Below are 11,937 nucleotides of genomic sequence, written 5' to 3'. Positions count from 1 at the left end.
TGTTGAACAGCGTCGGCGCTGCCCCTCACCCCTACCCTCTCCCCGTGAAGAACGGGGAGAGGGAGGCGTCAGCGCCGGAGCGTCTCCCTTCTCCCCGTCACTACACGGGGAGGTGAGGAGTGGTCTGGCTGGCAGACGAAAAGTCAATTGCTTGACTTTTCGAACGACGAACGCCTCAGGCGGATGAGGGGCGGCGCGACATGTCAAAAAAACAGCCCACGCCAAAATGGCTTACAATCATCGGCATCGGCGAGGACGGTTTAGCGGGTCTCGGCGACAAGGCCAAGCGGTTGATCGCCGAGGCCGAATTCGTCTTCGGCGGCAAGCGGCATCTGGCGCTGGTGGCCTCCCTGGCCAAGGGCGAGGCGCGCGCCTGGCCGGTTCCTTTCGATGCCGGCATGGCAGACGTGCTGGCGCTGGCCGGCCGGCAGGTCTGCGTGCTCGCCTCCGGCGATCCGTTCTTCCATGGTGTCGGCGCTACGCTTGCCCGCAAGGTGAAGCCTGGGCAAATGCATGTCATCCCCGCGCCATCGGCGATTTCGCTGGCTGCCGCCCGGCTCGGCTGGGCGTTGCAGGACATCGAGACGATCTCGCTGCATGGCCGCCCACTCGATCTGATCCGGCCGCTGCTGCATCCCAGGGCGCGCATCCTGGCGCTGACATCGGACGGCGACGCACCAGCGACAATAGCGCGCCTGCTCGTAGAGCTCGACTTCGGCGGTTCGCGGCTGACCGTTCTGGAAGCGCTGGGCGGACCGAACGAGAAGCTTCGCTCGGCACGTGCCGACGCTTTCGATCTCAGAGACATCAATCCGCTCAACGTGCTGGCGCTTGAGCTTGAATCGACACAAGAGGCCCGCATCCTGCCGCTGACCGTTGGCCGCGCCGACCATCTGTTCGAGCACGACGGCCAGATCACCAAGCACGACATCCGCGCCATCACGCTTGCGGCGCTGGCGCCGAGGCGTGGCGAATTGCTGTGGGACATCGGCGCCGGTTCCGGCTCCATCGGCATCGAATGGATGCTCGCTCACCCCTCGACGCGCGCCATCGCCATCGAGGCCAACAGCGACCGCGCCGCCCGCATCGTCCGCAACGCCGCGCATTGCGGCGTGCCCGGTCTTGTCGTGGTGGAAGGGTCGGCGCCCAAGGCACTGGCCGGGCTGGACACGCCGGATGCGATCTTCATCGGCGGAGGTGGCAGCGACGCCGGCGTACTGAACGCCGCCATCAAGGCGCTGCCATCCCGTGGCCGTCTCGTTGCCAATGCGGTGACGCTGGAGATGGAGGCGCTGCTTCTCGCGGAGCACATCAAGCGCGGCGGCGACCTTACCCGCATCACCATTTCCCGCGCTTCTCCTGTCGGTTCGATGCAGGCCTGGCGCCCGGCCATGCCGGTCACCCAGTGGAGCTGGGTGAAGCCATGATGGTGGCGGGCATCGGCAGCCGGAAGGGCGTGAGCGTCGAAGACGTGCTCGCGGCGATAGAAACGGCGCTCGAAGCGCACGGGCTGGCGACGACGGCGCTGTCGGCACTGGCGACTGCCTCGCTCAAGAAAGACGAAGAAGCGATCTCTGCCGCTGGCCGCACGCTCAACCTTCCCGTCATCATCGTTGATGACGCAGCACTTCAGGCCGTCTCGTCGGAGGCACTCAGCAAATCCGATCTCTCGCAGGATCTCGCCGGCACACCCTCCGTCTCAGAAGCCTCCGCCCTTGCCGTTGCCGGCCCCGGTGCGAAGCTGCTTGGTCCACGCACCGTGCTCGGCCCGGTCACCTGCGCCATCGCCATCAGCGGAGACGCGCCATGACCGTGCATTTCATCGGCGCCGGTCCCGGTGCCGCCGACCTCATCACACTGCGCGGCGCCAAGCTGCTGGCAAGCTGCCCGGTCTGTCTGCATGCCGGCTCGATCGTCGCGCCGGAATTGCTGCAGCACTGCGCGCCTGGCACAAAACTGATCGACACCGCGCCCATGTCGCTCGACGAGATCGAGGCCGCGTATCTGGAAGCCCATCAGGCCGGCCATGACATCGCCCGACTGCATTCCGGCGATCTCTCGGTGTGGAGTGCGGTTGCCGAGCAGATCCGCCGGCTGGAAAAGCACGGCATCCCCTACACGCTGACACCGGGCGTTCCCTCTTTCGCCGCCGCAGCCGCAGCCCTTCGCCGCGAACTGACCATTCCCGAGGTGGCGCAAAGCCTGGTGCTGACCCGCGTCTCCGGCCGCGCCTCGAAAATGCCGCCGGGCGAAACGCTGGCCGGCTTCGGCCGCACCGGCGCGACGATGGCCATTCATCTCGCCATCCACGCCATCGACCGAGTCGTCGCCGAATTGTCGCCGCATTATGGCGGCGATTGCCCGGTGGCGATCGTCTTTCGCGCTTCATGGCCGGACGAGCGCGTGCTGACCGGCACGCTCGCCACGATCGAGGCACTGCTCGCCGCCGACCCGATGGAGCGCACGGCGATCATCTTCGTCGGCCGCTCGCTGGCAGCGGAAGGTTTTGGCGAGAGTTCATTGTACGACGCCCACTATCAGCGGCGTTTCCGGGGACGGACGGATTGTGAGCGGTAAAAGCGAAAACACCACGCTCGAACAGGCCCTTGCCCGGCTGAACTTCAAGCCGCGCCGGCTTGAGCCGGGCCATGTCTGGCTGGCCGGCGCCGGCCCCGGCGATCCCGGCTGCCTGACGCTGGAAGTGCTGGCGGCATTGGCCGAGGCCGACGCTGTGGTCTATGACGCGCTGGTCTCCTCTGACGTTGTCGCCGTTGCGGACAATGCCCAGCTGTTCTTTGCGGGAAAGCGCGGCGGCAAGCCGTCGATGAAGCAGGACGACATCACCGCTTTGCTGGTGCGGCTGGCGCGCGATGGCCGCCGCGTCATCAGGCTGAAGGGTGGCGATCCCTATATTTTCGGCCGTGGCGGCGAAGAGGCGCTGGCGCTGGCGCGCGAAAAAATCCCGTTCCGCGTCCTGCCCGGCCTGACATCGGGGCTGAGCGCGCTGGCCGCCACCGGCATTCCCGCAACCATGCGCGGCATCAACAAGGCGATCATCCTGGCGACAGGTCATGCCGCCGGCACAGATGACGATCTCGACTGGGGCGCGATCGCCCGCACCGGCCAGCCGGTGGTCATCTATATGGGCATGGCCAATCTGCCTGTTATCGCCGCGTCGCTGCTCGAAGGCGGGCTGGCGCCGTCGACGCCGGCGGCTGTCATCGTTTCGGCGACGACACCGCAGGAGCGGACCGTCGTCGCGACACTCGCCACCATTTCCGAAGCGGCCGCCGCGGCGGAATTGGCCTCGCCGGCCCTCATTGTCGTCGGCGGCATCGTCGCCATGCGCGCAGCACTGGCGGGTAACGCATGACCCGCGCCATCATCATCGGCGCGCCGCGTTCCGGCTCCGGCAAGACCAGCGTCACCATCGGCATTTTGCGCGCGCTCGCCCGGCGCGGCATCAAGGTGCGCGGCGCCAAGTCCGGCCCCGACTATATCGATCCGGGTTTTCATACCGCCGCCACTGGCCTGTCCGGCGTCAACCTGGACAGCTGGGCGATGTCGCCTGACCTGCTCAACGCGTTGGCCGGCAATGCCACCGAGGACGCCGATTTTATCTTCCTCGAAAGCGCCATGGGCCTGTTCGACGGCATCCCGGCCGGACAAGGCCGCACCGGCTCGGCCGCCGATCTGGCGCGGCTCTACCACCTGCCGGTGCTTTTGGTGCTCGACGTCTCGGGACAGTCGACGACGGCGGCCGCCGTCGCGAAGGGTTTTGCCACCTACGACCCGGATGTGCGCATGGCCGGAATCGTGCTCAACCGTCTCGGCAGCGAGCGCCACCGCAAGCTGTGCAGCGAGGCGATCGAAACGCTCGGCCTGCCGGTCGTCGGCGCCATCCTGCGCGATCCCACGCTCAATTTGCCGGAGCGCCATCTCGGCCTCGTCCAGGCCGGCGAATATGCCGACCTGATGACGCATCTCGACCGCCTCGCCGACATGGTCGAGAAATCCCTCGACCTTGACGCCATCATGGCGCTGGCCGCGCCGTTTTCGCCGGCATCAGGCAGTTTCGAACATGCCTTGCAGCCGCCCGGCCAACGAATCGCGCTCGCCGAAGACGCCGCCTTCACCTTCCTCTATCCGCACGTCGCCGCCCACTGGCGTCAGGCCGGCGCCGAGATCGTGCCGTTCTCGCCGCTAGCCGACGAAGCACCGGTGCAGAATTGCGATGTCTGCTGGCTGCCCGGCGGCTATCCCGAGCTCCACTCCGGCAGCCTCGCGGCGGCGACCAATTTCCGAGCTGGCATGGCCAGGTTTGCCGAGACCAAGCCGATCCATGGCGAGTGCGGCGGCTTCATGGTGCTGGGCGAAGCGCTGGAGGACGCGGCCGGCGAGACGCACGCCATGCTTGGCCTGCTCGGCCATTCCACCAGCTTTGCCAAGCGCAAGATGAACCTCGGCTACCGCGAGGCACGCCTGCGCGTCGCCTGTCCGCTGGGGCCGCAAGGCGCGCTGATCCGTGGCCATGAATTCCACTATGCGCAGATGATTGCGACCGGCAATGACGAGCCGCTGGCCGACCTAGCCGATGGCCAGGGCAATCCACTCGGCGCCTCCGGCTACCGGCGCGGCCATGTCAGCGGCACCTTCTTTCATGCCATTGCGAGGAGTGCATGACCGCCGTGCCCTCGCCCCGGCAAGCGCTCGAGGACGTCGCGCTTTGCCTCGTCTTCTTCACCCGGCTGCCGCTGCCGGTCTTCGACTTTCGTGGCCGCAGCCTGGCCGATGCGATCTGGGCGGCGCCTGTCGCCGGCCTCGCCATCGCTGTGGTTGGTGCTGTCGTCTACGCAGCGGGCGTACAGCTCGGCCTTGCCCCCGGCCCGGCAGCAGCCCTTGCGCTTGCAGCAACCCTGCTCGCCACGGGCTGCCTGCATGAGGACGGGCTGTCGGATGTCGCCGACGGTTTTGGCGGCGGCAAGACGCGCGATAAAAAACTGGAGATCATGCGCGACAGCCGCATCGGCGCCTATGGCGCAGCAGCTCTTGGCCTGTCGATGCTCATCCGCTGGAGCGCGCTGTCGCAACTGGCCAATCCGACAAGCGTGCTCTTCGCGCTGATCGCCGCACACGCCGCATCGCGCGGCCTGCTCGGCGCGTTCATGCATCTGGCGCCGGCGGCGCGCAGTGACGGCCTGTCTGCCGGCGCCGGGACCGTCTCGGCCCAGACAGCTGTTCTCGGCGCCGTGCTCGGCGCCATCCCCCTTCTGACGCTGGGGCTCGGCGGCGCCTGTGCCGCACTGATCCTGCTCGCTCTCGTGTTCAGCGCCTTGCGCGCGCTGTCCCTCAACCAGATCGGCGGCCACACCGGTGACACGATCGGCGCCCTGCAGCAGCTGGGCGAGATCACTGTCCTGCTCGTCGCTTCCGTTTCCCTGTCCTGATTCTTCCCCGGAGATTCCTTCCCCATGCCATTCAAATCATTCGACGAACTGCGCGCCGCCTGTCTCGATCTGCCTGCCGGCAGCGATACCGCCGCCAACGCCGTCGCCCGCCGCCAAGACACGCTGACCAAGCCGCAAGGCAGCCTGGGCCGGCTGGAAACTCTCGCCGCCTGGCTGGCGCGCTGGCAGGGTCGCGACATGCCGAAACTCGACCGCGTCAAAGTCTTCGTGTTCGCCGGCAACCACGGTGTGACGGCGCAAGGCGTGTCGGCCTTCCCGTCGGAAGTGACGGTGCAGATGGTGGCGAATTTCGCCGGCGGCGGCGCCGCCATCAACCAGCTGGCCCGCATCGCCGGCGCGGAACTCGACGTCATCCCGCTCGATCTCGATCATCCGGCCGGCGACTTCACTGACGTGCCGGCAATGGACGAAAAAACCTTCCTCGCCGCCGTCTCGGCAGGCTACGACGCGGTGACGAACGACCTCGACCTCGTCTGTTTCGGCGAGATGGGCATCGGCAACACCACGCCGGCGGCCGCCATCTCGACCGCCCTGTTCGGCGGCGGCGCTGAAAAATGGACCGGGCGCGGCACGGGCGTCGACGATGCCGGGCTGAAGCGCAAGGTCACCGCCATTGAATCCGGCCTCAAGCGCCATGCCGACGCGCTGTCCGACCCGCTGAAGATCGCCGCCGCCCTTGGCGGCCGCGAACTCGCCGCCATCTTCGGCGCCACGCTCGCCGCCCGCCGCAAGAACGTCCCGGTGCTGCTCGACGGCTTCGTCTGCACGGCCGCCGCAGCACCCCTGGCGCGGCTGCACCCCAACGGCCTTGCCCACACCATCGCCGCCCATGTCTCAGCCGAATCCGGCCACCGCCGCCTGCTCGAAGCGCTCGGCCTGCCGCCGCTGCTCGACCTCGGCATGCGGCTCGGCGAAGGCTCCGGCGCCTGCCTCGCCGTCAACATCGTCCGCTCGGCACTGGAATGCCATGCGAGGATGGCGAGTTTTGCCGAGGCTGGCGTGTCAGAGAAGTAGCTAGAGCGATTTGACGGGAGGGCGCCGGCCCGAACCTTCACTGACCATCGTCGGGCCGGTCACTGGCATTCCAGGCTGGTGGCTCGAACAGCACGGCCGCTGAAAGATTCCCCACCTGGGGGTTGGCCCGCTGCTTCTGTGGTGGGCTCTTTTTACTGGCACTATTCGCCGCCGTTGCCGACAAAATGTGATTGACGTAACGGTGACCAGGCGCAATCATTACGGATTGTGCAGGGTGAGGGCGTTTTCAATGAAACTCGTTGTCTTTGGCGTAGCAATAGTATTGGCCGCTACCGGAGCAGCTGTTGCGAAAGAGAAGAAAAAGGTGGCCACCGCTCAGGCTACAACCTCGTGTTCTACAGCTCATAAGAAGGCTGGCAGCAAGCCGACCGCGAAACCGGATTGCAAATCGACAGGCACCGTGGTTGCGCGACCGTCAAATAGGGCCGAAAACTTCCTGGATCATTATAATCCGCGCTTAGGGTATGACACCAGTCCGTGGTTTCAAACTGGCTTTAATTGATGGCGGCTTCGGCTTCCGGGCTTTTCTTAATCCAGCGCGGCCTTCACTCCTTCGCCAAATAGCGCACCGGCTTACCGGCCGCCGAGTTTAAGGCAAACCTGCCCCATGATTGAGGCATGTCGAGGCGCGTCAACGCGTCCGGCATTCCAAGGTCTTCCACCAACTCTTCTAGAAATTTGGTGGGTGCGCACAGGATTGAACTGTGGACCCGCTGATTAAGAGTCAGCTGCTCTACCAACTGAGCTACGCACCCACTCGGCCGGCAAAAACCGGCGTTGGCGGGCATATAGCCGCCGATACCGGTCCTGTCCAGCCCTGCCGGAATCATTTCCCGACAAATCGCTCCGGGCTTCGGTTTCGAGTGTTGCAGCGAAGCAAAAACCAGAGTCGTCGGCGGGACAGCGCCCCCCTCTGCCCTGCCGGGCATCTCCCCCACTTGGGGGGAGATTGGCAGCCTTGCCGTTTCGCCTGTCTTTCGGCGTTGGAGATTGGCGAAAGCCAATGCGACATCCGATCTCCCCCCTCGTGGGGGAGATGTCCGGCAGGACAGAGGGGGGCGTGAAGGATCGCCGACAGCGACGATCTCAGCCACGGGCCACTCAAACGAACAGCTTGCCTTCCGCCACCTTTACCGCATGGCCGCCGATGCGCGCCGAGGCCAGTTTTCCGCCCTCGACAGTGAGTTCGAGCCGGATACGCGATGGCCGGCCCATCTCCAGCCCCTGCTCGATCCACAGCTGCGAAATGCCGTCGGTCGGGCCATCGAACTGCATGATGGCGCCGGCAAAGGCCGCCGCCGCCGACCCGGTCGCCGGGTCTTCATAGGACGGCGTGCCCGGCACGATCATACGGACATGGAAGGCGCTGTCATGCTTCACCGTCTGGCGGCAATAGACATACGGGCTGGCGAAAGCCCATTCGCTCTTGCGCGGCGCCAGTTCGGACCAGGCCTGGTTGTCGAGCTTGATCCGGCCGGCAGCCTCCAGATTGGCAACCGGAATGGTGACGTAAGGCACGCCTGCCGACCAGAACGACACCAGGTGATTCTCGAAGCCGATCTCGTGCGGCGCCAGCCCGAGGGCGGCGCCGATCGCCTCCGGGTCGGCATCGAGCTTCAGCGGCTCCGGCAGCTTCGCCAGGTCGAACTCGGCAAAGGTGGCGCCATCGTGCCGGCTGACGGCGCAGCGCACCGGGCCGATATTCTCCTCCAGCACGAAGATGCCGGCTTCGCCCTCGCCTGTCAGTTCGGCCAGCGCGATCGCGGCGCCAACTGTCGGATGTCCGGCGAACGGCATCTCATAGTCGGGCGTGAAAATGCGGATGCGGTTGCGATGTTTTGGATTGTCCGGCGGCAGTACGAAGACCGATTCGGACAGGTTGAACTCGCGCGCAATGGCCTGCATGGCGGCTGTATCCAGCCCTTGGCTGTCGAGCACGACAGCCAGCGGATTGCCGGCCAGCCGCTCCGTCGTAAACACATCGTAGAGCAAGTAATTGCGGGTCTGCATCTTGAAAAACCTTCCGCCTCAATCCGAACATGGCCGAAATTTAATTTGATATTCGAACCACCAAGCCTGATCTGTGCACAACTAGGGACATTACGCTTTCATAGGGGTCCGGCGTGGACCAGCTTGTCAATCTGCCAAAGACGGAATCGGATTCCGCCATCGAGGCGGCGCTTGGGCTTGACCAGAGTGGTGTGCGCAAGACGCGCCGTCGTGGCTGGCTTTACGCGCTGCTGGCGCTGATCGCACTTGCCGGCGGCCTCGCCGGCTACCAATGGTATGCCGGCTCCCCGGCCAAGATCGACTACACCACAACGCCGGCCACCATTGCCGACCTCACCGTCGCGGTATCGGCGACCGGCACGCTGCAGCCCCTTACCCAGGTCGACATTTCAAGCGAACTGTCCGGCATCATCCGCTCGGTGTCGGCCGAAGAGAACCAGCAGGTCAAGAAGGGCGATGTGCTGGCGACGCTAGACACGGTGAAACTTGAGGTCCAGATCGAACGCGCCGAAGCCTCGGCCAAGGCCGCTGCCGCCAATGTCGAGGACGCCACGGTAACCCTGAAGGAGAACGAAAGCGCCCTCACCCGCGCGGCCGAACTGACCAGGCGTGGCATGGCGACCGATCAGTCGCTCGAGGCGGCGACTGCCACGCGCGACCGCTCCAAGGCGGCGCTTGATAGTGCGCAGGCCAATCTCGCCATCGCCCAGGCCGATCTCAAGGCGCAGCAGACCGACCTTGCCAAGAGCACCATCTATGCGCCGATCGACGGCATCGTTTTGACGCGTTCCGTCGACCCCGGCCAGACGGTCGCCTCCTCGCTGCAGGCGCCGGTTCTGTTCATCATCGCCGCCGATTTGAGGAACATGGAATTGATGGCGGCGGTCGACGAGGCCGATATCGGCGCGGTCAAACCAGGCCAGCATGCACGCTTCACCGTCGATGCCTTTCCGGAGCGGCCGTTCGACGCCGAGATCCGCGACATCTCCTACGCCTCGGTCACCACCGACGGCGTCGTCACCTACAATGCACGGTTGGAAGTCAACAATAACGAGCTTTTGCTGCGGCCCGGCATGACCGCCACGGTTTCGGTCGTCACCAGGCAGGCCAAGAGCGTGCTCACGGTGCCGTCCACCGCTTTCCGCTACCGCCCGGCGCAGCAGGCCGCGCGCGCGTGGAGCCTCAGCGATCTGTTCACCGGCCGCATGGGCCGTGGCGGCAACCGCCGCCAGCCGGTGAAGGCGCCCACCGACGGCTCACGCACGCTCTATGTGCTGGAGAACGGCCGGCCGCATCCGGTCAACGTCAAGATCGGCTCTACCGACGGCGAACTGACCGAGATCACCTCCGGGCTGGACGAAGGTGCAGAGGTTATCACGGCCTCGCAGCTGCGGAGCTGACGCCATGGCCGCGGGCCTCATCGGTTTCGACACGGTCTGGAAGAGCTATGGCCAGGGCGAAGCCAAGGTCCATGCGCTGGCCGGCGTCGACCTCGCCATCCAGCGTGGCGAATTCGTCGCCATCATGGGCCCGTCCGGTTCGGGCAAATCGACCGCGATGAACATCATCGGTTGCCTCGACACGCCGACGGCCGGAACCTACTCCTTCATGGGCATCGACGCCGGGCGGCTCGACCGCAACCGCCGGGCGCTTCTGCGCAATCTCTATATCGGCTTCGTCTTCCAGGGTTACAATCTGTTGCCGCGCACCACGGCGGCGGAAAATGTCGAGCTGCCGCTGATCTATCGCGGCGCGCCGGCCCGCGAGCGCCGCGATCTTGCCATGCAGGCGCTGGCGGAGGTCGGCCTGGTCGGGCGCGAACATCACACGCCGGCCGAACTCTCCGGCGGCCAGCAGCAGCGCGTGGCGATCGCGCGCGCCATCGTCACCAGGCCTACGCTGCTCGTCGCCGACGAGCCGACCGGCAATCTCGACACCGCCCGCACGCATGAGATCATGGAGTTGTTGACGCGGCTGAACCGGGAGCTCGGCTTGACCATCGCCATGGTCACCCACGAGGCCGATGTCGCCGATTATGCCGAGCGCACCATCCGCTTCCTCGACGGCCACGTCGCGTCCGACACGGCCAAGTCGGAGTTGGCGTCATGATCTGGGAAACCGTCCGCCTCTCTCTGCGCTCCATCCGCCGCAATGTGCTGCGCTCGTTCCTGACGCTGCTCGGCATCGTCATCGGTGTCGCCGCCGTCATCGCCATGCTGACCATCGGTTCGGGCACCACGGCCAAGGTCAAGTCGGACATCGCCAAGCTCGGCTCGAACCTGCTCGTCGTCCGTTCCGGCCGCCCGGCAGGCACCGGCGGACCAGGCGGGCTCGACCAGGCGGTACGGCCTCTGGCCGACAAGGATGTAGCCGCCCTCGTAGCCCACCTGACCGGAGCGCGCGCCATTGCGCCGGCGTCGCAGAAACAAGTCCGCGTCATTTTCGGCACCGAGAGCTTGACCTCGGGCGTCACCGGCACCGACAGCGCCTATCTCGACGCCCGCGACTGGAAGCTGGTGTCGGGCCGCCCATTCTCGGATTCGGAAACACGCTCCGGCACCGGCGTCTGCCTGATCGGCGAAACGGTGCGCCAGCAATTCTTCGGCGCCGGCGAACCCGAGGGCGAGATCATCCGCGTCAACCGCACCTCGTGCAAGATCATCGGCCTGCTCGAACCCAAGGGCTATACCGGCTTCGGCCAGGACCAGGACAATGTCGTCTTGATGCCGCTTGCCGCCTATCAGCGCCGCATCGCCGGCAACCGCGACATCGACAACATCTACGTCGCCGCCGACGACCGCACCCCGACCACCGAATTGCAGCCGCGAGTCGAAGACATTTTGCGCGACACCCGCCGCATCACGCCGGACCGCGAAGACGATTTCTCGATCCGCGACATGACCCAGATCGCCGACGCCATGGCCAGCGCCACCACCACCATGACCGGCATGCTGGGCGCCGTCGCGGGCGTCAGCCTGCTGGTCGGCGGCATCGGGATCATGAACATCATGCTGGTCTCGGTCACTGAGCGCACCCGCGAGATCGGCATCAGGCTCGCCATCGGCGCGCATGAAAAGCACATCCTCATCCAGTTCCTGGTCGAGGCGACGGTGCTGTCGCTGCTCGGCGGCATTATCGGCATCCTGATCGGCCTGGCGCTGGCCGGCCTCGCCTCGGCAACGCTGGCCATACCGTTTGCGCCGAGCCCGGCGGTCATCCTGCTCGCCGTCGGTTTTTCGGCGCTGATCGGCATGGTGTTCGGCTTCTTCCCGGCGCTGCGCGGCGCCAGGCTCGACCCGATCGACGCGCTGCGCCACGAATAAGCGCCAGATCAGCTCCACCGCAACCAACCGCTATCCACAAGGATGGGTGCTTGTCGACATCGGCAATACTTGTTGTCGTCCGGTCTGCGATGCTAATTTTA

The 11,937-nt window shown here is 65.9% G+C and carries 12 protein-coding genes and 1 tRNA gene; 11 read left to right on the top strand and 2 right to left on the bottom strand.

Features of this window, described 5'->3' with window-relative positions; genetic code table 11:
* The first annotated feature begins 200 nt into the window (after nucleotides 1-200).
* The 8 genes from NLY42_RS18045 to NLY42_RS18010 all read left to right on the top strand — a co-directional run bounded on the left by NLY42_RS18045 (nucleotide 201) and on the right by NLY42_RS18010 (nucleotide 7,005).
* Nucleotides 201-1,427 carry a bifunctional cobalt-precorrin-7 (C(5))-methyltransferase/cobalt-precorrin-6B (C(15))-methyltransferase gene (locus NLY42_RS18045; protein ID WP_023753484.1) on the top strand — a complete coding sequence of 409 codons (1,227 nt, stop codon included), beginning with the start codon at nucleotides 201-203 and terminating at the stop codon, nucleotides 1,425-1,427.
* On the top strand, nucleotides 1,424-1,810 hold the full coding sequence (locus tag NLY42_RS18040) for a cobalamin biosynthesis protein (protein ID WP_023753485.1): 387 nt from the start codon (nucleotides 1,424-1,426) through the stop codon (nucleotides 1,808-1,810). Before NLY42_RS18045 ends, NLY42_RS18040 begins: the two co-directional genes overlap by 4 nt.
* Entirely contained in the window at nucleotides 1,807-2,577 is a 771-nt protein-coding gene (gene cobM / locus NLY42_RS18035) for a precorrin-4 C(11)-methyltransferase (RefSeq protein ID WP_023753486.1), read from the top strand. The genes NLY42_RS18040 and cobM overlap by 4 nt, the downstream gene beginning before the upstream one ends.
* On the top strand, nucleotides 2,567-3,373 hold the full coding sequence (gene cobA / locus NLY42_RS18030; protein ID WP_023746870.1) for a uroporphyrinogen-III C-methyltransferase: 807 nt from the start codon (nucleotides 2,567-2,569) through the stop codon (nucleotides 3,371-3,373). Before cobM ends, cobA begins: the two co-directional genes overlap by 11 nt.
* Nucleotides 3,370-4,683 (top strand): cobyrinic acid a,c-diamide synthase CobB, encoded by a 1,314-nt coding sequence (locus NLY42_RS18025; RefSeq protein ID WP_023670839.1) that lies wholly within the window; start codon nucleotides 3,370-3,372, stop codon nucleotides 4,681-4,683. Before cobA ends, NLY42_RS18025 begins: the two co-directional genes overlap by 4 nt.
* The gene (gene cobS, locus NLY42_RS18020; protein ID WP_031197669.1) at nucleotides 4,680-5,447 is read left to right on the top strand and encodes an adenosylcobinamide-GDP ribazoletransferase; all 768 of its coding nucleotides are present in this window, start codon (nucleotides 4,680-4,682) and stop codon (nucleotides 5,445-5,447) included. Before NLY42_RS18025 ends, cobS begins: the two co-directional genes overlap by 4 nt.
* A gap of 24 nt (nucleotides 5,448-5,471) precedes the next feature.
* Nucleotides 5,472-6,482 carry a nicotinate-nucleotide--dimethylbenzimidazole phosphoribosyltransferase gene (cobT, locus tag NLY42_RS18015; RefSeq protein ID WP_023753487.1) on the top strand — a complete coding sequence of 337 codons (1,011 nt, stop codon included), beginning with the start codon at nucleotides 5,472-5,474 and terminating at the stop codon, nucleotides 6,480-6,482.
* 250 nt (nucleotides 6,483-6,732) lie between these two features.
* The gene (locus tag NLY42_RS18010; RefSeq protein WP_155922523.1) at nucleotides 6,733-7,005 is read left to right on the top strand and encodes a hypothetical protein; all 273 of its coding nucleotides are present in this window, start codon (nucleotides 6,733-6,735) and stop codon (nucleotides 7,003-7,005) included.
* Nucleotides 7,006-7,182: 177 nt separating this feature from the next.
* Here NLY42_RS18010 and NLY42_RS18005 read toward each other — a convergent pair.
* Together NLY42_RS18005 and NLY42_RS18000 are read right to left on the bottom strand one after the other, a co-directional pair.
* Nucleotides 7,183-7,258 (bottom strand) — tRNA-Lys (locus tag NLY42_RS18005).
* 346 nt (nucleotides 7,259-7,604) lie between these two features.
* On the bottom strand, nucleotides 7,605-8,513 hold the full coding sequence (locus NLY42_RS18000; RefSeq protein ID WP_023753489.1) for a PhzF family phenazine biosynthesis protein: 909 nt from the start codon (nucleotides 8,511-8,513) through the stop codon (nucleotides 7,605-7,607).
* Between the two features lie 113 nt (nucleotides 8,514-8,626).
* On the opposite strand from NLY42_RS18000, the gene NLY42_RS17995 reads away from it, so the two are divergent.
* Genes NLY42_RS17995 through NLY42_RS17985 form a run of 3 tightly spaced genes read left to right on the top strand, consistent with a single transcriptional unit; the run spans nucleotide 8,627 to nucleotide 11,836 of the window.
* Nucleotides 8,627-9,913, top strand: a complete 1,287-nt coding sequence (locus NLY42_RS17995) for an efflux RND transporter periplasmic adaptor subunit (protein ID WP_023753490.1) — start codon at nucleotides 8,627-8,629, stop codon at nucleotides 9,911-9,913.
* Between the two features lie 4 nt (nucleotides 9,914-9,917).
* Nucleotides 9,918-10,622 carry an ABC transporter ATP-binding protein gene (locus tag NLY42_RS17990; RefSeq protein ID WP_023685174.1) on the top strand — a complete coding sequence of 235 codons (705 nt, stop codon included), beginning with the start codon at nucleotides 9,918-9,920 and terminating at the stop codon, nucleotides 10,620-10,622.
* Entirely contained in the window at nucleotides 10,619-11,836 is a 1,218-nt protein-coding gene (locus tag NLY42_RS17985) for an ABC transporter permease (protein ID WP_023685173.1), read from the top strand. The genes NLY42_RS17990 and NLY42_RS17985 overlap by 4 nt, the downstream gene beginning before the upstream one ends.
* The last annotated feature ends 101 nt before the right edge of the window (nucleotides 11,837-11,937 follow it).

This window comes from Mesorhizobium sp. C372A (genome assembly GCF_030323245.1).
Lineage (GTDB): Bacteria > Pseudomonadota > Alphaproteobacteria > Rhizobiales > Rhizobiaceae > Mesorhizobium.
Note: the sequence above shows the minus strand (reverse complement) of the source record. Positions and strands in the feature narration are given on the sequence as shown.

What these genes read in the sequence shown, in the direction of transcription:
- NLY42_RS18045 (WP_023753484.1), top strand. Translation starts at nt 201, where the DNA reads ATGTCAAAAAAACAGCCCACGCCAAAATGGCTTACAATCATCGGCATC.
- NLY42_RS18040 (WP_023753485.1), top strand. Translation starts at nt 1,424, where the DNA reads ATGATGGTGGCGGGCATCGGCAGCCGGAAGGGCGTGAGCGTCGAAGAC.
- cobM (WP_023753486.1), top strand. Translation starts at nt 1,807, where the DNA reads ATGACCGTGCATTTCATCGGCGCCGGTCCCGGTGCCGCCGACCTCATC.
- NLY42_RS18025 (WP_023670839.1), top strand. Translation starts at nt 3,370, where the DNA reads ATGACCCGCGCCATCATCATCGGCGCGCCGCGTTCCGGCTCCGGCAAG.
- cobS (WP_031197669.1), top strand. Translation starts at nt 4,680, where the DNA reads ATGACCGCCGTGCCCTCGCCCCGGCAAGCGCTCGAGGACGTCGCGCTT.
- cobT (WP_023753487.1), top strand. Translation starts at nt 5,472, where the DNA reads ATGCCATTCAAATCATTCGACGAACTGCGCGCCGCCTGTCTCGATCTG.
- NLY42_RS18010 (WP_155922523.1), top strand. Translation starts at nt 6,733, where the DNA reads ATGAAACTCGTTGTCTTTGGCGTAGCAATAGTATTGGCCGCTACCGGA.
- NLY42_RS18000 (WP_023753489.1), bottom strand. Translation starts at nt 8,513, where the DNA reads ATGCAGACCCGCAATTACTTGCTCTACGATGTGTTTACGACGGAGCGG.
- NLY42_RS17990 (WP_023685174.1), top strand. Translation starts at nt 9,918, where the DNA reads ATGGCCGCGGGCCTCATCGGTTTCGACACGGTCTGGAAGAGCTATGGC.
- NLY42_RS17985 (WP_023685173.1), top strand. Translation starts at nt 10,619, where the DNA reads ATGATCTGGGAAACCGTCCGCCTCTCTCTGCGCTCCATCCGCCGCAAT.